The organism is Pseudomonas sp. MWU16-30322, assembly GCF_020515535.1.
Taxonomy (GTDB): domain Bacteria; phylum Pseudomonadota; class Gammaproteobacteria; order Pseudomonadales; family Pseudomonadaceae; genus Aquipseudomonas; species Aquipseudomonas fluorescens_H.
On the sequence record NZ_JAIWYL010000004.1, the window covers coordinates 448,464 to 473,311 of the forward strand.

21 protein-coding genes are annotated in these 24,848 nt (G+C 61.3%); 10 read left to right on the plus strand and 11 right to left on the minus strand.

Features of this window, described 5'->3' with window-relative positions; translation table 11 throughout:
* Nucleotides 1-2: 2 nt before the first annotated feature.
* The 4 genes from LCH64_RS10755 to LCH64_RS10770 all read left to right on the plus strand — a co-directional run bounded on the left by LCH64_RS10755 (nucleotide 3) and on the right by LCH64_RS10770 (nucleotide 5,036).
* Entirely contained in the window at nucleotides 3-1,322 is a 1,320-nt protein-coding gene (locus tag LCH64_RS10755; protein WP_226500220.1) for an MFS transporter, read from the plus strand.
* Nucleotide 1,323: 1 nt separating this feature from the next.
* A complete protein-coding gene (locus LCH64_RS10760) occupies nucleotides 1,324-2,541 on the plus strand; it encodes a mandelate racemase/muconate lactonizing enzyme family protein (protein WP_103484175.1) in 1,218 nt (405 codons plus the stop codon).
* Between the two features lie 156 nt (nucleotides 2,542-2,697).
* Nucleotides 2,698-4,311, plus strand: coding sequence for a GMC family oxidoreductase N-terminal domain-containing protein (locus tag LCH64_RS10765; protein ID WP_226500221.1), 1,614 nt, complete (start codon nucleotides 2,698-2,700; stop codon nucleotides 4,309-4,311).
* A 119-nt stretch (nucleotides 4,312-4,430) separates the two neighbouring features.
* A complete protein-coding gene (locus LCH64_RS10770; RefSeq protein WP_226500222.1) occupies nucleotides 4,431-5,036 on the plus strand; it encodes a DUF6338 family protein in 606 nt (201 codons plus the stop codon).
* Between the two features lie 191 nt (nucleotides 5,037-5,227).
* On the opposite strand, the gene LCH64_RS10775 is transcribed toward LCH64_RS10770, so the two are convergent.
* Nucleotides 5,228-6,112 (minus strand): LysR substrate-binding domain-containing protein, encoded by an 885-nt coding sequence (locus LCH64_RS10775; RefSeq protein ID WP_226500223.1) that lies wholly within the window; start codon nucleotides 6,110-6,112, stop codon nucleotides 5,228-5,230.
* 159 nt (nucleotides 6,113-6,271) lie between these two features.
* Between LCH64_RS10775 and LCH64_RS10780 the strand changes: the two genes are divergently transcribed.
* Nucleotides 6,272-9,298: an FAD-binding and (Fe-S)-binding domain-containing protein gene (locus LCH64_RS10780; protein ID WP_226500224.1), complete on the plus strand. Its 3,027-nt coding sequence runs from the start codon at nucleotides 6,272-6,274 to the stop codon at nucleotides 9,296-9,298.
* Here LCH64_RS10780 and LCH64_RS10785 read toward each other — a convergent pair.
* Nucleotides 9,231-9,920, minus strand: coding sequence for a paraquat-inducible protein A (locus LCH64_RS10785; RefSeq protein ID WP_226500225.1), 690 nt, complete (start codon nucleotides 9,918-9,920; stop codon nucleotides 9,231-9,233). The two genes, LCH64_RS10780 and LCH64_RS10785, sit on opposite strands and share 68 nt — an antisense overlap.
* Nucleotides 9,917-10,513, minus strand: a complete 597-nt coding sequence (locus LCH64_RS10790) for a paraquat-inducible protein A (protein WP_226500226.1) — start codon at nucleotides 10,511-10,513, stop codon at nucleotides 9,917-9,919. The genes LCH64_RS10785 and LCH64_RS10790 overlap by 4 nt, the downstream gene beginning before the upstream one ends.
* A gap of 181 nt (nucleotides 10,514-10,694) precedes the next feature.
* Between LCH64_RS10790 and LCH64_RS10795 the strand changes: the two genes are divergently transcribed.
* Nucleotides 10,695-11,864, plus strand: a complete 1,170-nt coding sequence (locus LCH64_RS10795) for a DUF1624 domain-containing protein (RefSeq protein WP_226500227.1) — start codon at nucleotides 10,695-10,697, stop codon at nucleotides 11,862-11,864.
* A 3-nt stretch (nucleotides 11,865-11,867) separates the two neighbouring features.
* On the opposite strand, the gene LCH64_RS10800 is transcribed toward LCH64_RS10795, so the two are convergent.
* The gene (locus LCH64_RS10800; protein WP_226500228.1) at nucleotides 11,868-12,764 is read right to left on the minus strand and encodes a LysR family transcriptional regulator; all 897 of its coding nucleotides are present in this window, start codon (nucleotides 12,762-12,764) and stop codon (nucleotides 11,868-11,870) included.
* A gap of 102 nt (nucleotides 12,765-12,866) precedes the next feature.
* On the opposite strand from LCH64_RS10800, the gene LCH64_RS10805 reads away from it, so the two are divergent.
* Nucleotides 12,867-14,411, plus strand: a complete 1,545-nt coding sequence (locus LCH64_RS10805) for an MFS transporter (RefSeq protein ID WP_226500229.1) — start codon at nucleotides 12,867-12,869, stop codon at nucleotides 14,409-14,411.
* 127 nt (nucleotides 14,412-14,538) lie between these two features.
* Here the strand turns inward: LCH64_RS10805 and LCH64_RS10810 are convergent, their stop codons facing one another.
* A complete protein-coding gene (locus LCH64_RS10810) occupies nucleotides 14,539-15,930 on the minus strand; it encodes an aldehyde dehydrogenase family protein (RefSeq protein WP_226500230.1) in 1,392 nt (463 codons plus the stop codon).
* A gap of 103 nt (nucleotides 15,931-16,033) precedes the next feature.
* Between LCH64_RS10810 and LCH64_RS10815 the strand changes: the two genes are divergently transcribed.
* Together LCH64_RS10815 and LCH64_RS10820 are read left to right on the plus strand one after the other, a co-directional pair.
* Nucleotides 16,034-16,912: a LysR family transcriptional regulator gene (locus tag LCH64_RS10815; RefSeq protein WP_045122799.1), complete on the plus strand. Its 879-nt coding sequence runs from the start codon at nucleotides 16,034-16,036 to the stop codon at nucleotides 16,910-16,912.
* 82 nt (nucleotides 16,913-16,994) lie between these two features.
* The gene (locus LCH64_RS10820; RefSeq protein ID WP_226500231.1) at nucleotides 16,995-17,657 is read left to right on the plus strand and encodes a M24 family metallopeptidase; all 663 of its coding nucleotides are present in this window, start codon (nucleotides 16,995-16,997) and stop codon (nucleotides 17,655-17,657) included.
* Nucleotides 17,658-17,660: 3 nt separating this feature from the next.
* On the opposite strand, the gene LCH64_RS10825 is transcribed toward LCH64_RS10820, so the two are convergent.
* The gene (locus LCH64_RS10825; protein WP_226500232.1) at nucleotides 17,661-18,284 is read right to left on the minus strand and encodes a glutathione S-transferase; all 624 of its coding nucleotides are present in this window, start codon (nucleotides 18,282-18,284) and stop codon (nucleotides 17,661-17,663) included.
* Nucleotides 18,285-18,388: 104 nt separating this feature from the next.
* Nucleotides 18,389-19,804, minus strand: coding sequence for a cytosine permease (locus LCH64_RS10830; protein WP_226500233.1), 1,416 nt, complete (start codon nucleotides 19,802-19,804; stop codon nucleotides 18,389-18,391).
* 363 nt (nucleotides 19,805-20,167) lie between these two features.
* Here LCH64_RS10830 and LCH64_RS10835 point away from each other — a divergent pair, with 363 nt between their 5' ends.
* Nucleotides 20,168-21,079 (plus strand): LysR family transcriptional regulator, encoded by a 912-nt coding sequence (locus LCH64_RS10835; RefSeq protein WP_226500234.1) that lies wholly within the window; start codon nucleotides 20,168-20,170, stop codon nucleotides 21,077-21,079.
* Between the two features lie 19 nt (nucleotides 21,080-21,098).
* On the opposite strand, the gene argE is transcribed toward LCH64_RS10835, so the two are convergent.
* From argE to LCH64_RS10855, 4 genes are all read right to left on the minus strand, one after another.
* Complete coding sequence (gene argE / locus LCH64_RS10840) at nucleotides 21,099-22,247, minus strand: acetylornithine deacetylase (protein ID WP_226500235.1); 1,149 nt, start codon at nucleotides 22,245-22,247, stop codon at nucleotides 21,099-21,101.
* Complete coding sequence (locus LCH64_RS10845) at nucleotides 22,244-22,921, minus strand: DUF1028 domain-containing protein (RefSeq protein WP_226500236.1); 678 nt, start codon at nucleotides 22,919-22,921, stop codon at nucleotides 22,244-22,246. The genes argE and LCH64_RS10845 overlap by 4 nt, the downstream gene beginning before the upstream one ends.
* Nucleotides 22,922-23,039: 118 nt before the next feature.
* The gene (locus LCH64_RS10850; RefSeq protein ID WP_003225869.1) at nucleotides 23,040-23,456 is read right to left on the minus strand and encodes a RidA family protein; all 417 of its coding nucleotides are present in this window, start codon (nucleotides 23,454-23,456) and stop codon (nucleotides 23,040-23,042) included.
* Between the two features lie 58 nt (nucleotides 23,457-23,514).
* Nucleotides 23,515-24,834, minus strand: a complete 1,320-nt coding sequence (locus LCH64_RS10855; protein ID WP_226500237.1) for an NAD(P)/FAD-dependent oxidoreductase — start codon at nucleotides 24,832-24,834, stop codon at nucleotides 23,515-23,517.
* Nucleotides 24,835-24,848 lie beyond the last annotated feature (14 nt).

Consider the following 24,848-nt stretch of genomic DNA (forward strand, 5'->3'; position numbering starts at 1 on the left):
CAATGTCCAAGCATGCATCCTCTGCTGCCGCTGTTCAGGGTTCCAACTCGGCTGTGAAAAGCCGGAGCGACAAGGGAAGTCGCTATTTCCAATTGATGTTGCTGGTGCTGGCCGCCGGTGCGATCTACCCGATTCTGTACCTGCGTCAGGTCTACCAGACCACGATGCTCGAAGTGTTCCAGATCAACCACAGTGAACTGGGCTATCTGTACTCGATGCTCGGCACGATTTTCCTCCTCAGCTACTTGCCCAGCGGCTGGTTGGCGGATCGCATTGCGCCACGCTTTCTGATTTTCTTCTCGCTGGTGGCGACCGGCGCTTTAGGCCTGTGGTACTCGACGGCACCATCGATGACCGGGCTGATGATCATCTTCGGTTGCTGGGGCCTGACCACCGGTTTGACCTTCTGGGCGTCGGTGCTCAAGCGGGTGAAGATGATTGCTCACCATACCGAGCAAGGGCGCTTCTTCGGCATCCTCGACGGTGGTCGCGGTCTGGTCGAGGCGTTGCTGGCGACGGTTGCCCTGGCGCTGTTCGCCTTCGCCACCGAAACCCGTGGTGAGTCCACTGCCGAAGGCTTCAGGCATGTGGTCTATCTCTATGCCTTCACCTGTATCGCCATCGGCTGTGTGCTGGTGCTGATCAAGGATCCGAAGTCGATGGCGGACACGCCTGCGGTGGAGAAGGGCAAGTTCAACCTGCTCACCGATCTGGCGACGCTGGTGAAAATTCCCGAGCTGTGGTTGGTCACCGCCATCGTGTTTTGCGGCTACCACATCTTCTGGGCGACCTACAGTTTCTCGGACTACCTGCAAGGCAGCGGCCTGACCGCGGTCATGGCCGGCACCATCACCACCATCAAGCTTTGGATGCGCCCCATCGGCGGCATCGGCGGTGGCTGGCTGGGGGACAAGTTCTCGAACATCTCGGTGCTGATCGTCGCGCTGTTGCTGGCGAGTCTGGCGATTGTCGGGCTGATCGTATTCCCGGCGCTCAACAGCATGGGTTTGCTGATCGCCACGGTGATTTTCATTGGCCTGATGACTTACGCAATTCGCGGTTTGTACTGGGCGATTCTCGACAGCTGCAACATTCCGCTGCGCATCACCGGCCTGGCCATCGGCATCGTTTCGGTGGTCGGCTACATGCCGGATGCCTTCATCCCGTTGATCAATGGCTACCTCACCGAGCAGTTCCCCGGCGCCCTCGGCTACAAGCTGTACTTCGGTTACATCGCCTCCGTTGGTCTGATCGGCACCCTGGCGGCCGTGACCCTGCGTGCCCGAATCAATCGCAAAACTTCAGATAAAGCAGGTGCCTGACATGAAAATCATCGCCCTTGAAACCCATATCGTCGCCGTACCGCCACCGCACATCGGCGGCATGTACTGGCTGTTCGTCAAGCTCAAGACCGATTGCGGCATCGAAGGCGTGGGCGAGATCTACGCGGCGACGTTCGGCCCCAAAGCCATGCTGCCGATCATCGAAGACGTGTTCGAGCGCTACCTGCTCAATCATGACCCGCACCACATCGAACGCTTCTTCCGTCAAGCCTATTCCAGCGGCTTCACCCAGCGTCCCGACCTGACCATGATGGGCGTGGTCAGCGGTCTGGAGATGGCCTGCTGGGACATCATCGGCAAAGCGGCGAACAAACCGGTCTACGAGTTGCTCGGCGGCAAGGTCAACGAACGTCTGCGTTCCTACACCTACCTGTACCCGGTCAACAGCCGTGGCGAATACGACTACGACGATCCGGATTTGGCCGCCGAGTGCGCCGTCGAGAACATGAACAAAGGCTTCACTGCGCTGAAGTTCGACCCAGCCGGCCCATATACCGCGTACTCCGGGCACCAGATCTCGCTGCAGGTGCTGGAGCGCTGCGAAACCTTCTGTCGCAAGATCCGCGAAGCTGTGGGCAACCAGTGCGACCTGCTGTTCGGGACTCACGGGCAGATGGTGCCGTCGTCGGCAATCCGTCTGGCCAAGCGTCTGGAAAAGTACGACCCGCTGTGGTTCGAAGAGCCGGTGCCGCCGGGGCAGGAAGAGGCCATGGCGCAAGTCGCGGCCAAGACCAGCATCCCGATTGCCACTGGCGAACGCCTGACCACCAAGTACGAATTTTTCAAGCTGCTGCAGGCCGGCGGCGCGTCGATTCTGCAGATGAACGTCGCTCGCTGCGGCGGCCTGCTCGAGGCGAAGAAGATCGCCAGCATGGCCGAGGCCTACTACGCGCAAATTGCTCCGCATCTTTACAACGGCCCGATCGGCGCGGCGGCGAGTTTCCAGTTGGCGACCTGCACACCGAACTTCCTGATTCAGGAAAGCATCGAGACCTGGGGCGGCTTCCACGCCGAGATCCTGAAGAAGCCGTTGCAGTGGGAGGACGGCTACATCATCCCGTCCACCGAGCCGGGGCTGGGCGTGGAGCTGAACATGGACGTGGTGCGCAAGCATTCGCCGTACACCGGCGAGCGCCTGCACCTGCAAATGGCACCGACTCCGGTTGACGTCAAAGACACCTCGCCGGCCAAGGGCTGACAGAGGCCCATTGTGGGAGCGGGCTTGCTCGCGAAAGCGGTGTGTCAGGTTCACAAATGTCAGCTGACCGAGCGCCTTCGCGAGCAAGCCCGCTCCCACAGGGGACATGCGTTGCTCATCCGATTTTTTGTACAACGACTTACGCGGTAACCGTGCATGACATACGACTACATCATCGCTGGCGCCGGCGCAGCAGGTTGCGTGCTGGCCAATCGGCTTTCGGCCTCCGGGCAACACACGGTGCTGCTGCTGGAAGCGGGTGGCAAGGACAGCTCGCTGTGGTTCAGGATCCCGGTCGGCTTCGCCAAAATGTATTACAACCCGACCTTCAACTGGATGTACTACAGCCAGCCGCAGAAGCAGTTGGGCAATCGCGAAATCTACGCCCCGCGCGGCAAAGTGCAGGGCGGTTCGGGTTCGATCAACGCGATGATTTACGTGCGCGGTCAGGCCCATGACTTCGATGACTGGGCGGCCGCCGGTAACGACGGCTGGGGCTTCAAGGACGTGCTGCCGTACTTCCGTAAACTGGAAAACCATCCGCTGGGTGACAGCGAATACCACGGCGGCAGCGGCCCGATCAGCATCACTCCGATGAAGGGCCAGACTCACCCGATTTGCGATGTGTTCCTCGAGGGCTGTTCAGAGTTGGGCTACCCGCGCAGCGACGATTTCAACGGGGCAAAATTCGAAGGCGCGGGCCTGTACGACGTCAACACCAAAAACGGCCAGCGTTGCTCCAGCAGCTTCGCGCATTTGCATCCGGCACTGAGCCGGCCGAACCTGACCGTCGAGCATTACGCATTGGTCGATCGCGTACTGTTTGACGAGACGCAGCAGCGCGCCACAGGCATCTCGATCACCCAGCATGGTATGGCGCGGACGTTCACCGCGCGCAAGGAAGTGATCCTGTGTGCCGGCGCCGTCGACACGCCAAAAATCCTGCAATTGTCCGGCGTGGCTGATCGCGCGTTGCTGGAAAAGCACCGGATCCCGCTGGTCAGGCACCTGCCGGCAGTGGGGCAGAATCTGCAAGATCACCTGTGCGTGAGCTACTACTACAAAGCCAATATCCCGACGCTGAACGATGAGCTGAGCTCGCTGTTCGGCCAGCTCAAACTCGGCATCAAATACCTGCTGACCCGCAAGGGCGCGCTGGCCATGAGCGTCAATCAGGCGGGCGGTTTCTTCCGTGGCAACGCGCAGCAGGCGCATCCCAATTTGCAGCTGTACTTCAACCCGCTGTCGTACCAGATTCCGAAAAACAACAAGGCCAGCCTCAAGCCGGAGCCGTATTCGGGCTTCCTGCTGTGCTTCAACCCGTGCCGGCCGACCAGTCGCGGCCACGTCGAAATTGCGTCGAAGAATCCGCGTGATCCGGCGCTGATCGATCCGAACTATCTGAGCACGCAAAAGGACATTGACGAGGTGATCCAGGGCAGTCGCCTGATGCGAAAGATCATGAACGCTCCGGCGCTCAAGAGCATCACCGTTGATGAAGTCCTGCCGGGACCGGCAGTGGAAACCGACGAGCAGATGTTGCAGTACTTCCGCGACAACTGTGGCTCGATCTATCACCTCTGTGGTTCCTGCGCGATGGGTGCGGATGAGCAGACTTCGGTGGTCGACAAGCGTCTGAAGGTGCATGGCCTTGCCGGGTTGCGGATTGTCGATGCGTCGATCTTCCCGAACGTGACCTCGGGCAATACGCATGCCGCGGTGCTGATGGTGGCGGAGAAGGGCGCTGATCTGATTTTGCAGGATGCGTAGGTTTTAGCGGCTGGCGTAATGCGCTGTGACAGTTGCGCGGCGGCATTTTGTCAGCGTGCGCTAGGCTTTGATTGCCGGTCACTTATCGGGCCGGCAAGTCTTTCAAGGAGCCACGGATCATGGATGATCTGGTCAAGGAAGTTATTCCGTTGTTGCAGTATCTGATTCCCGGATTTGTTTCTACCTGGATTTTTTACACGCTCACTTCGTTCAAGCGGCCTGACACCTTTGGGCAGATTGTGCAGGCGTTGATTTTTACGTTTGTGATTCATGGGGTGGTGTTGGGGATCGGGGCTATTGGCTTATGGATAGGCTCGAAGGGCTTTTCTGTAGGGAAATGGGATGGCAAAGCCCAGGCTATTTGGGCGTTTATGGTTGCAATGGGGCTTGGCTTGTTGTCGTGTGCTCTGGCTTCGAATGACAAATTGCACAAATGGTTACGAAGAAAAAATGTAACGAATAAAAACTCTTACCCCAGCGAGTGGTACAGCACCTTTGCTCGCCACAATCGGCTGGTTACGCTGCATTTGAAGGATGAAAGGCGATTGTTTGGCTGGCCCGTCGAGTGGCCTTCCGGCCCGCTGGAGGGGCAGTTCATCATGCTGAATCCAGGCTGGCTGGGGGAGGATGGCGTGGCGTTGCCTTTTGGCGCCGAACTATTGGTGATAGATTCCTCGAAAGTCCAGTGGGTCGAATTCAGTTCTGTCGAAGAGGTTTCATCATGAGCGCAAAAGAGCCTACTCCCATGCCGCCTAGCGTCAGGCGCCTCTTTTATGGCCCGGACGGCAAGCTGCTGGCCAAACCCCTCGTCAAAGGGCCGAGTGCGCCGCCACCGCTAAAGCGCCAGTACCGGGATTGACCGAACGCCGCTCATCGAGCGGCGTTTCGTTATGTTGTGCATTGGTGGGATCTCCGGTCAGAGCGTATCCACCAACCAATCCCTGAACGCTTTCAGTGACGGTAACGCCTCATTACGCGGCGGATACACCAGGTAATAGCTGCGCCGGCTGGTGATCGGCTCCCCCAGTTGCAGCAGCTCGCCGTTAAGCAATTCATCCTCCACCAGAATCCGCGGCACCAGCCCGACGCCAATATTCGCCCGCACCGCCTGGATCAGGTGCGAAGTCATTTCAAAGCTCGGGCCGATGCGCATGCTGCGGTGTGGCAAAGCATGATGGGTGAACCATTCCGCCCAGGCCTGGGCGTTGCTGCTGACATTGAGCAGTAACTGCCCGGCGATGTGTTGTTCCGCTTCGTCGCGTTCGGCCAATGACAACTGCGCACTGGCAATCACCACCAGTTCTTCAGTGTGCAGGGGCAGGGCGCTCAAGCCCGGCCAGTCTCCCGCACCGACACAGATCGCCGCATCGATCTCGCTGGTGTCGAAGTCAATCGCTTCGATCCGTGAATGCAAGTGCACGGTCATGCCGGGGTGCGCGGTGTAGAAGTCCTTGAGTCGCGGCAGCAGCCATTTGGAGCCGAAGGTCGGCAGCGTCGCCAGACGCAAACTGTGGATGCCTGAACCGAACGCCATGGCCTGCAGGGTCGCGCTGCGGATCTGCCCGAGGGCTTCGGCCAGTTCACGCTGGTACATGCGCCCGACATCGGTCAGCACCACTTGCCGACCTTCGCGGCTGAACAGGCGCATGCCGAGCATCTTTTCCAGAATCTGCACCTGACGGCTGACCGCGCTTTGCGTCAGCGACAGTTCGTGGGCGGCGCGGGTGTAGCTTTCATGGCGTGCGGCAGCCTCGAAGGCCAGCAATAACGACATGGAAGGGGTGAGGGTTCGCGGATTCATTCGTTTTAGTCATGGATTGCGGGTCGATTTTACGTTTGTCCCGACGGCGCCAAGCAATGAACATAAGCACCATGAGATGGCGGGAGCGTGACGCAATCATTCATTGCGCACAACTGTTCACCGCCACACGGCCCGATTTTGACCGAGATTTCCTCACCGATGATTGCCCAGCTGTCACCCGCCGCTGCATTGACTACTGATTACCAACTGTTCCTCAGCGCCCTGAAAGCCAGTGGTTTTCGTGGCGAGATCAGTGCCGATTACGTCAGCCGCGTAGTGCTCGCCACCGACAACTCGATCTACCAGCGTCTGCCGCAAGCGGCGGTGTTTCCAATGGATGCGGAGGATGTGGCGCGGGTGGCACGGCTGATCGCCGAACCGGCGTATCAGCAAGTGGTGATTACCCCGCGTGGCGGTGGTACCGGCACCAACGGCCAGTCGCTGACCGACGGCATCGTCGTCGACCTGTCGCGGCACATGAACCGCATTCTGGAAATCAACGTCGAGCAGCGCTGGGTGCGAGTGCAGGCCGGGGTGGTCAAGGATCAGCTCAACGCCGCGCTGAAATCCGCCGGGCTGTTTTTCGCCCCGGAACTGTCGACCTCCAACCGCGCCACCGTCGGCGGCATGATCAACACCGACGCCAGCGGCCAGGGCAGTTGCACCTACGGCAAGACCCGCGACCATGTGCTGGAACTCGACATGGTCCTGCGCGGCGGTGAACGCCTGCACGGCGCCGCGCTGGCGGAAGACGACCTGACAGCGCTGTGCGCCCGTGAAGATCGGGTGGGTGAAGTCTATCGCTGTGCGCGGCAGATCATTGACGAGCAGGGCGAGCTGATCAAACAGCGCTTCCCCGATCTCAACCGCTGCCTGACCGGCTACGACCTGGCGCACCTGCGCGAGGCCGACAAGCGTTTCAACCTCAACAGCGTGTTGTGCGGCGCTGAAGGCTCGCTGGGGTTTGTGGTCGAGGCGAAGCTCAACGTACTGCCGATCCCCAAACACACGATGCTGGTGAATATCCGCTACGCCGGGTTCATGGATGCGCTGCGCGATGCTCGGGCGCTGATGGCGCTCAAGCCGCTGTCGATTGAAACCGTGGATTCCAAGGTGTTGCTGCTGGCGATGCAGGACATCGTCTGGCACGGCGTCGCCGAATACTTCCCGGAAAGTGCCGAGCGGCCAACGCTGGGGATCAACCTGGTGGAGTTCTGTGGCGACGATCCTGAAGATCTGCAGCGCCGGGTCGAAGCTTTCCTTGAACACTTGAGCAGTGACACCACGGTCGAACGCCTTGGCCATACGCTGGCGGTTGGCCAAGCGGCGGTGAACAAGGTCTATGGCATGCGCAAGCGCGCCGTCGGCCTGCTCGGCAACGTTGCCGGCGAAGCGCGGCCGCAGCCGTTTGTTGAAGACACCGCGGTGCCGCCGCAGCATCTGGCCGAGTACATCGCCGAGTTGCGCGAACTGCTCGACAGCCACGGTTTGCAGTACGGCATGTTCGGCCACGTCGATGCCGGTGTGCTGCACGTGCGGCCGATTCTCGACATGAAGGACCCGCAGCAAGCGGCGCTGGTGCGTCCGGTGTCCGACGGTGTCGCCGCGCTGACCCAACGCTACGGCGGCCTGTTGTGGGGTGAACACGGCAAAGGTCTGCGCTCGGAATACGCGCCGGCCTTTTTCGGCGAGCTGTACCCGGCGTTGCAGGCACTGAAAGCCGCGTTCGACCCGTTCAACCAGTTCAACCCGGGCAAGATCGCCACCCCGGCCAACACCGCTGCGGCATTGCTGAAGATCGACGAAGTGACACTGCGCGGCGAACTCGACCGGCAGATCGACGAAAAGGTCTGGCAGAGCTACGGCGCCGCCATGCATTGCAACGGCAACGGCGCCTGCTACAACTTTGATCCCGACGACGCCATGTGTCCGTCGTGGAAAGCCACCCGCGAGCGTGCGCAATCGCCCAAGGGCCGCGCCTCACTGATCCGTGAATGGCTGCGTTTGCAGGGCGAGGCAGGGGTGGATGTGCTGTCGGATGCGATCCGCCGCCCGGCGTTTTTCCGCAACCTGTGGACGCGCTGGCGCAATAGCCGCGGGCAGGCCGCAGACTTTTCCCATGAGGTGTATGACGCCATGGCCGGATGCCTGGCGTGTAAATCCTGCGCGGGGCAATGCCCGGTCAAGGTCAACGTGCCGGAGTTCCGATCGCGTTTCCTTGAGCTGTATCACAGCCGTTATCTGCGCCCGGCGCGGGATTATCTGATTGCTTCGCTGGAGTACAGCATTCCGTACATGGCGCGGATTCCGGCGCTGTACAACGGTTTGATGGGCGCTTCATTCGTGCGCCAACAGTTGGAGCGTCTCGGTGGAATGGTCGATGTGCCGTTGCTCAGCCGCTTTGATTTCCACGCGGCGATGCGCCGCTGGAAGGTGCAGCCGGCGACGGTTTCCACGCTGTCGACGCTGACCCAGGCCCAGCGCGAGCGCAGTGTGGTACTGGTGCAGGATGCCTTCACCCGTTACTTCGAAGCGCCGCTGCTGGCGGATCTGGTGGAGCTGATTTCGCGGCTGGGCTATCAGGTGTATCTGGCGCCGTTCAGCGCCAACGGCAAGCCGCTGCATGTGCAGGGCTTTCTGTCGGCGTTCAACCGCGCGGCACTGCGCAATGCGCGGCAACTTCGAGAGCTGGCGGATGTTGGCGTACCGTTGCTGGGGCTGGATCCGGCGATGACCCTGGTCTATCGCCAGGAATACTTGAAAGTGCCGGGTATGGAGCAATGCCCGGAAGTCGCGCTGGTACAGGAATGGCTGCTAAAGGTGATGCCGGAGCAGGCGAATAACACATCGGCAAGTGCATTCCGGCTCCTGGCGCATTGCACCGAGAAAACCAACGCGCCGGCCGCCACCCGTCAGTGGGAGCAAGTGTTCGAACGGGTCGGCTTGAAACTGGCGACGCAGGCCACCGGTTGCTGCGGCATGTCCGGCACCTACGGCCATGAAGCGCGCAACCGCGAAACTTCGGCGGTGATCTACGAGCAATCGTGGGCGCGGCAGGTCGAGGCACCGGCGGAGCAGGGCGAAGCACTGGCCACCGGCTATTCGTGCCGCAGTCAGGTCAAGCGCCAGTCGGATCGGGCGCTGCGCCATCCGTTGCAGGTGCTGCTTGAGGTGGTACGTCGCTGAGCGGTTCGTCGTCCGGGGCGTTGTCCCAGATCAGCCGTGGGTCGAAACTCATCGCCGAGAGCATGGTGAACACCACCACCATGCCGAAAAACAGGATGCCCGGGCGTGGTTCGATATCGCCCAGCGCCTGGAACTTCACCAGCGCCGCGACCAGCGCGACCACCAGCACGTCGAGCATCGACCAGTAGCCGATCAGCTCGACAAAACGGTACAGCTTCGAACGCTCACGGCGCGCCCAGTTGCTGTCGCGCTGCACGGTGATCAGCAGCAGCGACAGGGCCACGAACTTGATGCCCGGCACCGCGATGCTGGCGATGAAAATGATCAGCGCGATGTCCCACGCGCCGCCCTCCCAGAATTCCAGCACGCCGCTCATGATCGTGCTGTCGGCGCCGTTGCCGAGCATCATGGTGTTCATCACCGGCAGCAGATTGGCCGGCACGTAAAACGCCAGCGCGGCAAACAGGAAGGCCCAGGTACGCGCCAGGGAATTGGTCTTGCGCCGATGCAACGGCGCGTCGCAACGCGGGCATTGTTGCGGCTCATCGGTCATATCGCAGGCCAGCCCGCAGCTGTGGCACAGGCACAGATTCAGTTCGCTGGCGGTCGCTGGACGCTTCATAGAATGTCCCACAGGTCACGAATATCGCGGCCGGCAATGCGGATCATCATCAGGCTCAACACGGCCAGGGCAAACAGGCCGATACCCGGCAGCACGTCGAGCAGCCCGGCCAGTTTGAACACCGCCACCATTGCCCCCAGCAGACACACCTCGAGCATGCTCCACGGGCGCAGGGTTTCCAGCCAGCGCATGCACAGCTTGAAGCCCGGCGCGCGGCGCGATGACAGGGCGAAACTCAGCACCCAGATCAGCAGCACCAGTTGAAACGCTGGGGCGATGATGATCGAAATCGCCGCGACCATCGCCATGAACGTGATCGGCCCCTGACTCAGCGCCAGCACCGAATCCCACAGCGTCGCGCTGTTTTTCAAACCCTTCATGCTGATGCTCATTACCGGGTAGAAATTGGCGAACAGCCACAGCATCGCCGCGGTGAAACTCAAGGCCAGGCGCTGCTCGACGGTCAAGCCGTTATAGCGCTGCAGCACGCCGCCGCAACGTACGCAGAGGGTTTTCTGGTGTTTGCCGAGCGCGATTTTTTCGTACACGCAATCGCAATGCTCGCAGATGATCAGCTGTTCGGTTGAGGTCATGGGCAACGCTCGACGGCAGGCGCAAAGGGCACAGGGCGCCTGATCACTATAGAAGCCTGACGTGATTGGGCAAATGTCGTTTGGGTTGGGAATCGACTTTTAATGTTATAGAGTAACGCGAATTTTTGGCGGGGCGTGCGGTTGCGATCCCCTGATTCATTTACTCGTTGGCGAAATCTACATGACGATTGTGTGTGCCCGTTCCAACCCGCTGCCGACCGGCCGGTTGCTGTCCATTGATGCGTTACGCGGTCTGGTCATCCTGTTCATGCTGCTGGATCACGTGCGTGAAACGTTTCTGTTGCACCGCCAGGTGTCCGACCCGATGGACATCGCCAGCACCGAGCCGGCGTTGTTTTTCAGTCGCACGTTGGCGCATCTGTGTGCACCGGTGTTCGTGTTGCTGACCGGATTGTCTGCGTGGCTGTTCGGCGAGAAGTACGCGGGCAAGGCCGATGTCAGTGCCTTTCTGTTCAAGCGTGGGCTGTTTCTGGTGGCGCTGGAATTCAGCTTGGTGAACTTCGCCTGGACGTTTCAGTTGCCGCCGAGCGTGATCTATCTGCAGGTGATCTGGGCGATTGGCCTGAGCATGATCGCGTTGTCGCTGCTGGTCTGGCTGCCGCGCGGGCTGCTGCTGACATTGAGCCTGGCGATCATTGCCGGGCACAACCTGCTCGATGGGCTGCATTTCGCATCGGAGTCGGCACTGCATGTGCCATGGGCGATTCTGCATGACCGCGGCTGGATCGAAGCCGGCGACAGCCTGCGCTTGCGCACTTCGTATCCGCTGTTGCCGTGGATCGGCGTGATCGGTCTGGGTTATGCGCTGGGCCCGTGGTTTGCCCGTGCGGCCGACGCCGGAGTTCGTCAGCAGTGTCTGTTGCTGGCTGGTATTGCCGGACTGCTGGGTTTCGTCGGGCTGCGGCTGCTCAATGGATACGGCGAAAAGCCTTGGGCGGTTGAAGACACGACCGTGCAAACGCTGATGGCGTTTTTCAACATCACCAAGTACCCGCCATCGCTGCTATTCATCACCCTGACGGTGAGCGTCGGATTGCTGTTGTTGCTGCTGTTCGAACGGCTGCAGACGCGTCGCTGGATTCGCTGGCTGACGGTCCTCGGTTCGGCACCGATGTTCTTCTATCTGCTGCACCTGTACGTGCTGAAGGTGCTGTACCTGATGGCGCTGGCGCTGTTCGGACTGAATCAGGGTAGCCATTTCGGATTCGACTCGGTGCCGGCAATCTGGCTGGTATCAGTGCTGCTGGCGGTTGCGCTGTATCCGGCGGTGCGCTGGTTTTCCGCGCTGAAATCGCGGCGCCGCGATATTGCCTGGCTGAAGTATCTGTAAGCCCTAGTGGCCGCTGCGCTCGCGCGCGAAGTCGATAAAAGCCTTGAGCGGCGCCGGTACGTGGCGCCGGCTCGGGTAATACAGATGCAGGCCCGGATAGTAAGGGCACCAGTCGGCCAACACCTGAATCAGACGCCCCGATGCCAGGTGTTCGCTGACCATGTCATCGAACACATACGCCAATCCCAGGCCTTGCAGTGCAGGGCCGACCATCAAGCTGACGTCACCCAGAGTCAACGGGCCGTTGACCTCGATTTCCTGGGCAATGCCATCGCGTTCGAACTCCCAGCGATACAGCGTGCCACTGGGGTAGCGGTGGCGCAGGCACGGCAAGTGGTGCAGATCTTCGGGTTTTTGCGGCGCAGGATGGCGTTCGAGGAATGCCGGCGAAGCGACCACCACCGAACGCATCGCCGGGCCAATCGGCAGTGAGACCATGTCGGCCTCCAGTCGATCGCCAAAGCGCACGCCCGCATCAAATCCGCCAGCGACGATATCCAGCAATGCTTCGCTCTCGACTACCTCCATGCGAATGTCCGGGTACGTCTGCAAGAACTCGCTGGCAATCGGCAGCAATACCAGTTCGCACGCTTGGCGTCCGCAGGTGATACGCAGGTTGCCGGTGGGTTTGTCGCGAAAATGGTTGAGGTCTTCCAGTGCGTCGTCAATGTCGCGGAACGCCGGTTTCAGGCGCGCGAACAGGCGCTCTCCGGCCTCGGTCAACGCCACGCTGCGGGTGGTGCGATTGAACAGGCGAACACCGAGGCGATTCTCCAAAGCCTTTACCGAATGGCTCAGGGCTGAGGGCGTGAGGCCAAGTTCGACGGCGGCCTTGCTGAAATTCAAGTGCTGCGCCGTACAGAGGAATACTGATAGGTCTGCCGCCGAGGGTGACTTCATCTGTGAATACCTTTCATAAAGGCATGAAAAATTGCCGGGATTATCGCATCAATCTCACGGCCTTAAAGTCGCTGCCTGGCAATTTCTTTAAAGGATGAATGCATGACAACTGTCGCTCAACAGCAAGGCGCGCGTAACAAGCTGCTGATCCTCGCGGCCGTGTGCCTGTCGGCACTGGTACTGCCTTTGAGTTTTACCGGTGGCGCGGTGGCGACGCCCGCCATTGGCCGTGATTTGGGCGGCAGTCCCGTTGCCCTGACGTGGATCACCAATGCGTTCATGTTGTCATTCGGCAGTTTGCTGATGGCGGCGGGAGCGTTGGCCGACGTCTATGGGCGTAAACGCCTGTTCAGCTTCGGCATGTTGTTGTTCACCGCAGCATCGATCGCGCAGAGTCTGGCACCGTCGGTGTACTGGCTGGATGGGCTGCGTGCGGTGCAGGGCGTGGCGGGTGCTGCAGCGTTGGCCAGCGGCTCAGCGTCGCTGGCGCAGGAATTCGAAGGCCATGCGCGGACCCGTGCATACAGCGTACTCGGTACCACATTCGGCATTGGTCTGGCTTTCGGGCCGCTGCTGGCCGGTGCGTTGATCGAGGCGTTCAACTGGCGGGTGATTTTCGTGTTCACCGCGCTGATCGGCGTGATCGCCATGATCTTCGGCCTGCCCCGCATGCGCGAAAGCCGCAACCCGGATGCCACGGGACTGGATTGGCCGGGCACGATCACCTTCAGCACGATGCTGGCGCTGTTCACCTTCGGCGTGATTCAGGCCCCGGAAAGCGGTTGGGGCAGCCTGCTGGTGGTCGGCCTGCTCGGTGCATCGGAATTGTTGCTGGGGTTGTTCGTGATCATCGAAATGCGCGTCAAACATCCGATGCTCGATCTGAGCCTGTTCCGTTTTCCGCGCTTCATCGGCGTCCAGATGCTGCCAATCGGCACTTGTTTTTGCTACATCGTGCTGGTGGTGATGTTGCCATTGCGCTTTATCGGCGTGGAAGGCTTGAGCGAAATCGACGCCGGCCTGCTGTTGCTGGCGTTGTCGGCGCCCATGCTGGTGGTGCCGATGCTGGCGGCGTCGATGGCCCGGTTTGTCTCGGCGGGAATCCTGTCGGGAATCGGTTTTCTGATCGCTGCATTGGGCTTGCACGGGTTGAGCCTGTACAACGTCGGCGAGCCGAAAGCCGCCTTGGTCATTGCGATGCTGTTGATCGGGATTGGCACCGGTTTGCCGTGGGGGTTGATGGATGGTCTATCGGTCAGCGTCGTACCGAAAGAGCGCGCGGGGATGGCGGCGGGGATCTTCAATACCGTGCGCGTGGCGGGTGAGGGCATTGCGCTGGCGGTGGTGGCCGCAGTGCTGACTTCGCTGCTGCACACCGATCTGTCGAGCGCGGTGGCTGGCAGTGTCGACACGGCGTTGATTGCCGAGACCGCGCACCGGGTTACCACGGGCGACATGGCGCATGCGCTCAACATGGTTCCGGGGCTGGCCAAAGAGCGTCTGATGCAGGGTTATGCCTCGGCGTTTCAGTACCTGCTGCACATCCTGACCGTGATCACTCTAGCTTCGGCGGCAGTGGTGCTTGGGCTGTTGAGCAAGGATCGGGCGGTTGCGCAGCCGCAAAAAACAGCGCCCGACTTGCTATAGCGGTGTGTGCGGAATTTTCGAGTGTGGGAGCGGGCTTGCTCGCGAAGGCGTCAGGTCAGTCACTATCAATGCTTGCCGGCCCCTTCGTGAGCAAGCCCACTCCCACCAGTGCGTGTTGGAGTCCTGATTATTTACGATCCAGCCACACCGTCTGCGCGTTGCAGAACTCACGCACGCCGAAGTGCGACAGTTCGCGACCGAAGCCGCTTTTCTTCACGCCGCCGAAGGTCACGCGCGGGTCGCTGGCGGAGTAGCCGTTGATGAACACGCCGCCGGTTTCCAGTTCGCTGGTCAGTTGCTGGGCCAGTTGCACGTTGGCGGTGTAGATCGTCGCGGTCAGGCCGAAGTCGCTGTCGTTGGCCAGGGCCACGGCGTGAGCGCAATCGCGGGCGGTAATGATCGAGGCGACCGGGCCGAACAGTTCCTGTTTGAACGAGGTCATGCGGTCGGTGACATCCGCCAGCACGGTTGGGTCGTAGTAGTTGCCTGGTCCTTGGGCCTTGCCGCCGCCGAGCAACAGGGTGGCGCCTTCTTCGAGGGTGTCGCGCACTTGCTGGTCGAGTTCATCACGCAGATCGAAACGCGCCATCGGCCCGATGTAGGTGTCGGCGGACAGCGGATCGCCGACCTTCAGCTTGCGGGTCGCCTCGACGAATTTGCGGGTGAACTCCTCGACCACACCTTCTTCGATGATCAGACGCTTGGCCGCTGCGCAGACCTGGCCGGAGTTCTGGTAGCGGCCAATCACGGCGGCCTGCACGGCTTCGTCCAGATCAGCGTCATTGAGCACGATGAACGGATCGGAACCGCCCAGTTCCAGTACGCATTTCTTCAGCGCGGCACCCGCCTGAGCACCGATGGCCATACCGGCGCGCACGCTGCCAGTCAGGGTGACAGCGGCGATGCGCGGGTCGGCGATGGCGCTGGAAACGCCTTCCGGGGTGACGTTGATCACTTCAAACACGCCATCAGCGAAACCGGCGCGCTTGAACGCGTCGCGCAGCAGGTAGGCGCTGCCCATCACGTTCGGCGCGTGCTTGAGCACGTAGGTGTTGCCGGCAATCAGCGCCGGTACCGCACCGCGCAGCACTTGCCAGATCGGGAAGTTCCACGGCATCACCGCGAGGATCGGGCCCAGCGGTCGGTATTCGATGCGCGCCTTGCCGCCTTCGACCTGGGTCGGTTCGGCGTCGAGCATGGCCGGGCCATTTTCGGCGTACCACTCACAAAGCTTGGCGCATTTCTCGATTTCGCCACGGGCCTGGGCGATCGGCTTGCCCATTTCCAAAGTGACCATGGTCGCCATGGCTTCGGCAGTTTCGCGTAGAGCGCCGGCAAGGGCGGTCAAGGCGCGGGAGCGATCCTGCAGCGGCTTGCGTTTCCATTTCGAGAAACCGAATGCGGCGCGGGTCAGCGCGGCATCGAGGGCTTCGGCGGATTCAAAGGCGTAGTGACCGATCTGCTCGCCGGTAGCAGGGTTGATCGAGATGGCGTGGGTCTGGCTGGAAATCTGGCTCATGGCTGGCTCCTGCGAGTTCAGTGGATGGGCCTAGAGTAGGGTGGCGTTTGTTTTCTGGAAACTGAATAATAAAGATCGTTTCTTTCACGATTGGAGAGTGACTGTGGATCTGGTGCAGCTGGAAATCTTCAAGGCCGTTGCCGAGCACGGCAGCATCAGCGCTGCGGCGGCGCAGATCCATCGCGTGCCGTCGAACCTGACTACACGGATCAAACAGCTGGAGCAGGACTTGGGCGTTGACCTGTTCATCCGCGAGAAAAGCCGTCTGCGTTTGTCGCCCGCCGGCTGGAGTTTTCTCGAGTACGCCCGGCGCATTCTTGATCTGGTGCAGGAAGCGCGGGCCACGGTCGCCGGTGAAGAGCCGCAGGGCGCGTTTCCCCTCGGCTCGCTGGAAAGTACCGCAGCGGTGCGCATTCCTGAGCTGCTGGCGGCGTACAACCAGCTTCACCCTAAAGTCGATCTGGACCTGTCCACCGGGCCATCCGGGACGATGATCGACGGCGTGCTTTCTGGGCGTCTGGCCGCTGCGTTTGTCGACGGCCCAGTGTTGCATCCAACGCTCGAAGGCGTACCGGCATTCGAGGAAGAGATGGTCATCATCGCGCCACTCAATCATGCGCCGGTGCAGCGCGCGGCGGATGTGAACGGCGAGAACATCTATGCGTTCCGCTCCAACTGCTCCTATCGTCATCACTTCGAAAAATGGTTCAGCACCGACGCCGCTGTGCCGGGCAAGATCTTCGAGATGGAGTCGTATCACGGCATGCTCGCCTGCGTCAGCGCCGGGGCCGGGCTGGCGTTGATGCCGCGCAAAATGCTGCAGAGCATGCCCGGCAGCGCAACCGTGAGCGTGTGGCCGCTGGCGGCGGATTTTCGTTATCTGACTACGTGGCTGGTGTGGCGCCGGGGCACGGTGTCGCGCAGCTTGAGCATGTTCGTGCGTTTGCTGGAGGAGCGCGGCGTGGTGCGTGCAGAAGAGTAATTGACACGTTGTGTCATGGCTGTATCTTGATCGGCGTTTCGCAATATAAAAAACTATACAGCGTAGCCATGAGGACAAGGACATGAGTGCAGCCCTGAGCGGTAAAGAAGCAGTCGGTGAGCGGTTTGTGCTGGAAACCATGCGTCATGCGCAGGGCCTGACCTGGAACGCCGTTGATGCCATCGCCAGGGTGATCAAGCCCGGCATGCGTGAATCCGAAGCCCAGGAACAGGGCAAGCAGATCCTCGCCGAACTGGGCATGGACCGCATCTGGCACCCGCTGCTGATCCGCTTCGGCGCCAATACGCTGAAGGCGTTCAAGGAACGTTCCGAAGGCGATCCGGTACTCGGTGAAAACGACATTTTCTTCATCGACATGGGCGTGGTCTGGCAGGGGCACGAAGGCGATGCCGGCGCAACCTTCACCACCGGCTCCGATCCGGAAATGATCGCCTGCTCGGCGGCGTCCAAGGAGCTGTTCAAGCGTGTCGAGGCACTGTGGCGCCAAGGCGTGAGCGGTGTCGAACTTTATCGCTATGCCAGCGATCAGGCTGAAGCCATGGGCTGGAAACTCAATCTCGATATCAAGGGCCACCGCGTCAGCGATTTCCCTCACGCGATCCATCGCGGCGGCAATCTCGGCGATTTCGACCAGACGCCAAATGCCGGGGTGTGGATTCTGGAAATCCAGATCGCCCACCCGCAGCGACCGTTCGGCGCGTTTTATGAAGATCTGTTGATCTGATTGTCACGGCGTACCGTTTCTGCCGTACAGGCGAAAGCCTTCGCGTTGGCTCAGACGCTGGTAATACGCGCTGACGGCGGGATAGTCCGGATGCGCGAGCGGCGTTTCGAACCAGCGGTTGACTGACAGCCCGATGGGGATATCGGCGAGGGAAAACCGGTCGCCACTGACGTAGGCGCCAGTCTTCTGCAACTGTTGATCGAGGATGCCCATGGTCTGCGACCACTGCTCGATGCCCTTGGCCAGAGCGGCGCTGTCCTGATAATTCGCTGACTGGCGCACCAGCGACATGAACGCATACGACCACGACCGGTTCAACTCCGAGGCCTGCCAGTCGATCCACTGATCGACCCGCGCACGAACTCGCGGCTCGGCGGGGTAGAGGTCTGCGCCGCCATAGTTGCCCGCCAGATAACGAATGATCGTGTTCGATTCCCACAACGTGAAATCGCCGTCCTGAATCACTGGCACCATCGCGCAAGGGTTGAGCGCTAGAAACTCCGGCGTATCAGTCGGCTTGAAGCCCGAGCCCCAATCCTCACGCTCGAACGGGATCTGCAGTTCGGCGCAGGTCCACAGCACTTTGCGCACGTTGATCGATGACGCCTTGCCCAGAATTCGCAGCATGAGTTTTCCCTGTCTCGTGGGTGCCTGTCGGGGCATCAAGAAATACCACACCACAACGCAGAAGGCCCGCGCATGGCGGGCCTTCTTTTTACATCGAATCAATCTCAGTGACTGCCCACCAGTTTCCCGCCCATCATCCGCCGCCGATAAGCGCTGTCACGATTGGCCAGCCAGAAATACAGCGGCGAGGTCACCAGCAGCCCCACCAGCCACGACAGGTCGGCGCCGTTGATGTGCGCCGAGACCGGGCCGACGTACAGCGGGGTGTTCATGAACGGGATCTGCACCGCGATGCCGATCGCGTAAGCCAGCAGCGCCTGCGGGTTGTAGCGTCCGTAGATGCCGCCGTCGACCTGGAAGATCGACTGGATGTCGTACTTGCCCTTGTGAATGGCGTAGAAGTCGATCAGGTTGATCGCGGTCCACGGCACCAACACCACCAGCAACACCAGCACCATGTCGACGAAGTGACCGATGAAGTCCTTCGACGCGCCGACGGCGGCGAAGCAGCAGGCCAGCAGGACGATCACCGAGATCACCGCACGGCTCTTGGCGGTCGGAATCCAGCGGTAGGCAAAGGTCTGCACCAGGGTGATCAGCGACAGCACGGCGCCGTACAGGTTGAGGGCGTTGTGGCTGATCACGCTGAGCAGGAACAGCACCAGCATCAGCGGCCCGATCGAGCCGGTGGCGAGTTTGACCGCATCCATGGTGTCCATGCCCACGGGTGTCGCCAGCACGGCGACGGCACCGAAGATGAACGCCAGACTCGAGCCCAGTGCCGACCCCAGATACGTCGTCCAGAACGTCGACGAGACTTTTACGTCGGCCGGCAGATAACGCGAATAGTCGGACACGTAAGGCGCAAACGCGATCTGCCACAGCGCGGCCAGCGACACGGTGGCGAGCCAGCCGGAGAGGTTGAAGCTGCCGCGGGTGAGGAAGTCATCGGTTTGAATATGGGTGAAGATGTAGCCGAAACCGACGACGATGCCGATCCCCAGCACCCAGGTGCCGATGCGGTTGAGCACGTGGATGAAGCGGTAGCCGATGATGCCGATGATCCCCGAACCGAACGCGCCGATGACGATGCCGACCGGCACCGGCACGCTGTCGACCAAGCCGTGCAGCGACTTGCCGGCCAGCACAATGTTGGAGGCGAAAAAGCCGATGTACATGACCCCGGCAATCAGCACCACCAGTAATGCGCCCAGCGAGCCGAACTGCGCGCGGCTCTGGATCATCTGCGGAATGCCCATCTGCGGGCCTTGCGCCGAGTGCAGCGCCATCAGCACGCCGCCGACCAGATGGCCGACCAGAATCGCGACGATGCCCCAGACCAGATTCAAGTGGAACAACTGCACGCCCAGCGCGCCGGTAACGATGGGCAACGGCGCGATGTTGCCGCCGAACCACAGCGTGAACAGATCCCTGACCTTTCCGTGGCGATCTTCGGGGGGCACGTATCCTATCGTGTGTTTTTCAATGAGCGGGGCGGATGTTGTTGCAGAGGTGGACATGACGAACTCCAAGGCAAGGATGAGTACGTGGACGTACTTCGGTAAGCGCCGACACGGACGGCGCATTTCTTGTTGAAGCGATCATGTGCAAAGGCCCGGGATAGATAAATTAGTAAGTTTGTTGCTTCAGACCTTAAAAAATATATGCCCCGGGTTTGGGGGCTGTCCGGTATGTTCAACCGTGATCAACAACAAAAACTTTCAGAGGCGAACCCTTTCCTGTGGCGAGGGAGCTTGCTCCCGCTGGGCAGCGCAGCGGCCCCAAATATCGCGCCACGTCCCCTGATATTGTGAGTGCTGCGCACTCAAGCGGGAGCAAGCTCCCTCACCACAAAAGCGTCGTCTTACTTGCAGAGGTTTTATATGGCCGCCTACAACCTGCGCCAGCTCAAATACTTCGTCACCACCGCCGATTGCGGCAGCGTCGCCGAAGCCTCGCGCAAGCTCTATATCGCCCAGCCGTCGGTCTCCACCGCAATCAAGCATCTGGAAGAAAGCTTCGGTGTGCAGCTGTTCATCCGCCATCACGCCCAGGGCGTTTCGCTGACGCCCAGCGGCTCGCGGTTCTATCGCAAGGCGCTGGAGTTGCTGCGGGTGGCGCATGAGTTCGAGCAGAACGCGCTGGCCGACAACGACGTGGTCGCCGGGCAGATCGATATCGGCTGTTTCGAAACGGTCGCGCCGCTGTACCTGCCGCGCCTGATCGCCGGTTTCAAGCAGCGCTGGCCGGGGGTGGAAATCCGCATTCGCGATGGCGAACAACAGGAACTGGTGCAGGCGCTGACCGCCGGCAGCATCGATGTGGCGATGCTCTTCGAACACGATCTCGACAGCACCATCGACACCACGCCGCTGATGCCGCCGCAGCAGCCCTATGCGTTGCTGCCGGCCGACCATCGCTTTGCGCAACAGGCGAAAGTCTCGCTGCACGATCTGGTGCTGGAGCCGATGATCCTGCTGGACGTGGTGCCCAGCCGCACCTACTTCGTGAGCATCTTCGAAGAGCGCGGGCTGACCCCGCACATCGTCTTCAGCTCACCGTCGATCGAGATGGTGCGCGGCATGGTCGGGCGCGGTTTCGGCTTTTCGATTCTGGTGACTCGACCGTTCGGCGAGTACACCTACGACGGGCAGAAAGTGGTGTGCGTGCCGCTGGCGGAAACCGTGACCGGCTCGGGCTTGTCGGCAGCCTGGCTGCGTCGGGTACAACTGACCAAACCGGTGCAGTTGTTCGTTGATCATTGCCGTGAGGAGTTGGCTCGACTGTACGCCTGAGCGTGCGTCGAGCCGTGTTTCAAGCGCGGATCGAGGTCAGCATCCGCTGCAGCATCGCATCGCAGGCATCGAGTTGCGCACGGCTGACAAACTCATCCGGTTTGTGCCCCTGATCCATGCTCCCGGGGCCGCAAACCACCGTGGGAATACCCGCCGCATCGAACAGCCCGCCCTCGGTGCCGAACGCCACGGTGCCGAATTCCCGTGAACCGCAGAACGCCGCAATCAGCTCGGCCGCCTGACTCTGCGCATCGGTGGCCAGGCCCGGATAGGCCGACAATTCACTGAAACGAATCGCGCTGTGCTCGCTGACCGCCCGCATGCGCGGCAGCACTTGCTGCTCGGCGTAGGCCTGCAACTGTTGTGCGACCTGGGTTGGATCCTGCGAGGGCAGGGCGCGGATTTCGAAGTCGAAGCGGCAATCGGCAGGCACGATGTTCAAGGCCTTGCCGCCGCTGATCACCCCGGTCTGCACCGTGCTGTAGGGCGGATCGAAACGCGCGTCGTGATGCTCGGGTGCCTTCAATTGCTGGCCGATACGCCCCAGCTCGCCGATCAGCTCGGCGGCGTATTCGATGGCGTTTACTCCCAGCGGTGCGTAGGCCGAATGGCAGGGATGACCGTGCACGTCGCAGCGCATCGCCAGTTTGCCTTTATGGCCGAGCACCGGTTTCAGCTCGGTGGGCTCGCCGATGATGCACAGCAGCGGTTTGACCGGGCGCTGCTGCAGCTCGGCGAGCAATGAGCGCACGCCGAGGCAACCGACTTCTTCGTCATAGGACAGGGCGATGTGCACCGGCATGCGCAGGTCTGCAGCGACCAGCGCCGGCACCGAGGCCAACACGCAGGCGATGTAGCCCTTCATGTCGGCGGTGCCACGGCCGAACAGCTTGCCATCGTGCTCGCTGAGTTCGAATGGCGCCACCGTCCACGGTTGGCCGTCGACCGGCACCACATCGGTGTGTCCCGAAAGCACGATGCCCGATTGCTCCGCTGGGCCAATCGTCGCGAACAGATTGGCCTTGCTGCGCTCGGCGTTGTAGATCAGCTCGCACGGCACATCGAAGCCTACGAGGTAATCACGCACGAACTCGATCAACTGCAGGTTGGATTCGCGGCTGGTGGTGTCGAACCCCACCAGCGTTTTGAGCAACGCGACGCTGCTCATCGATCATCACCGGCAACGCCATAGCCCGGCGCTTTGGCCGGGTCGAGGGCACGGTCGATGTAGTCCTGCAGCTGCGGCTGATAGGCGTCCCAGAGTTTCTGCAACTGGCCGATCGGGTCTGCGTCTGCCCAGTCGACTCGCAAATTCACGATCGGCCAGGTCTGTTCGCCGACCACCACCACAGCCGCCGAATGCACCGGCCCGGCTTCGCCACCGAGGGCTTGTGCGGCGTGCAAGGCCTTGAGCAAGCGGTCGGCCAACTGGCCTTCGCCGTCTTCGAAGGCACTGACCATTGCCTCGATTACCGCACGCCCGGCGAGCATGTTGCCGGCGGCCACGCATTGTTCGCCGGAGACCGCGTTGTGCACGCCGAGGGTCTGCGCGCCGCTGAAATGCGCGGTCTGGCCGAGGTGGTTGATCGCGGTGATCTGCCGGTATTGGCTGTAGCCGTTGCGGGTCAGCACCTGATCCAGCGCAGCGGCGGGCGCCTGACCTTGTTCCATCAATGCGAGGACTTCCGGGCCGAGGGAGGGCAGAGTGATGTTCTGGCTCGACACCGCGCCGACACCCGGCAACAGCCACGGGCAACGCGCGCCGACGGCGATGCTGGAGGAACTGATGGCGACACCGAACTGGCCGGTTTCGGGGCAACGGGCTGCGATTGAAAAGGTCATCTGTTTACTCCTTGTGTGTCTTGACTGGCCTCATCGCGAGCAGGCTCACTCCTACCTTGGAATGCATTCCCCTGTAGGAGTGAGCCTGCTCGCGATGGCCGCGACTCGGTCTGCCGACTTACTCGGGAATCACCGCCACCACATCAATCTCCATCAGCCACTGCGGCTGCCCCAGTGCCGACACCACCAGCCCGGTGGAGATCGGGAACACGCCTTTGAGCCACTTGCCGACTTCCTGATACACCGGCTCGCGGTAGCGCGGGTCGATCAGGTAGGTGGTGGTCTTGACGATATGGCTCATGTCGCTGCCGGCTTCTTCCAGCAGTTGCTTGACGTTGCGCATGGCCTGTTCGGCCTGCGCACGCGGATCCCCGAGGCCCACCAGATTACCGTCGAAATCGGTGCCGACCTGACCCCGGACATACACGGTGTTGCCGGCGCGTACGGCCTGGCACAGGTCGTTGTCCAGAGTCTGATTCGGGTAGGTGTCCTTGGTGTTGAACATACGGATGCGGGTGTGGGTTGGCTTGCTCATGTACAGCTCCAGACTAGGTGTTCAGCGGCGCACCGGGCACCGCCGCGAAAAAGGGAAATCAAGCGTCGACGGTGCCGACGGCTTTGCTGTGAATCTGCGCATGCAGGGCGGCTTCACGCTGCTCGGCATCCTGGTAGTCGAGGTATTTGCGCTGGGTGGCGATGTGATCGGCTACGTGTTTGGCGTCGTGCCACACGCCCCAGATGAACGACGAACCGCGCCGCGACTGCCATGGCAGCCCAAGGAAATACACCCCCGGCTCGCTGGACACGCCACGCTGATGCTGCGGTTTGCCCTTGTCGTCAAACGCGGCGACCTGCAGCCAGGAATAATCCACGGCGAACCCGGTGGCCCAGATGATCGAAGTGATTCCGGCCTTGGCCAGATCCAGATCGAGCAGCGGATTTTTCACGCACTCGGGATCCGCATAGGTTTCGCGTGCTTCAGGTTCTTCCGGCAGGTCGAGACCGTTGCGCTCGATGTAGGCATCGGCGGCATCCAGCAGCGCCAGATAGTTCTCGTCACCGCGCTTGAGGTTGTCGCGCAGGTCCTGCTTGAAGGTCACCACGCCGTTATTGAACGACTCGGTCACGCCGACCAGCGTCATGCCGCGATGGGCCAGACCACGGAAGTCGATGGTGCGCCCGCCATGCGCGCCGCTGACCGCGATGGTCACGTGCTCGCGACCGGGTTTCATCGCCGCCTGATCCCACTCGCCGAGCACCCCCAGCCACCAGCAGAAATCACGGTTGCGATAGGCACGTGGCGGACGGTCATGCGCACCTACCGACAGGTACACCTGCTTGCCGGAGCGCTGCAGTTCATCGGCGATCTGCACGCCTGACGAACCGGCGCCAACCACCAGCACTGCGCCTGCGGGCAGTTGCTGCGGATTGCGATAGTCGGCGGAGTGGATCTGCAACAGACGCGGGTCTTGCGGCGCAATCGGCGGGATCACCGGGCGCTGGAACGGGCCGGTCGCCGCGACCACGCGGCTGGCCTCGATCACCCCTTCGGAAGTCTCAATGGTGAAGCCCGGACGCCCGACATTGCGCACCACGCTTTTGACTTCAACGCCGGTGCGGATCGGCGCGTTGAACTTCTTCGCATAGGCTTCGAAGTAGTCCGCTACGCGCTCCTTATGGGCGAAACCGTCGGGATCGACATCATCGAATTCCAGCCCCGGAAAGCGGTCGTGCCACGCCGGACCGTTGGCCACCAACGAGTCCCAGCGTCCGGTGCGCCAGCGTTCGGCAATGCGGCTGCGCTCAAGCACCAGGTGCGGCACGCCGAGTTTGCTCAGGTGCTCGCTCATCGCCACACCGGCCTGTCCGGCCCCCACGACAAGCGTGTCTGTTTTTATTATTTCAGTGGTCATTTCTACATCCTTCC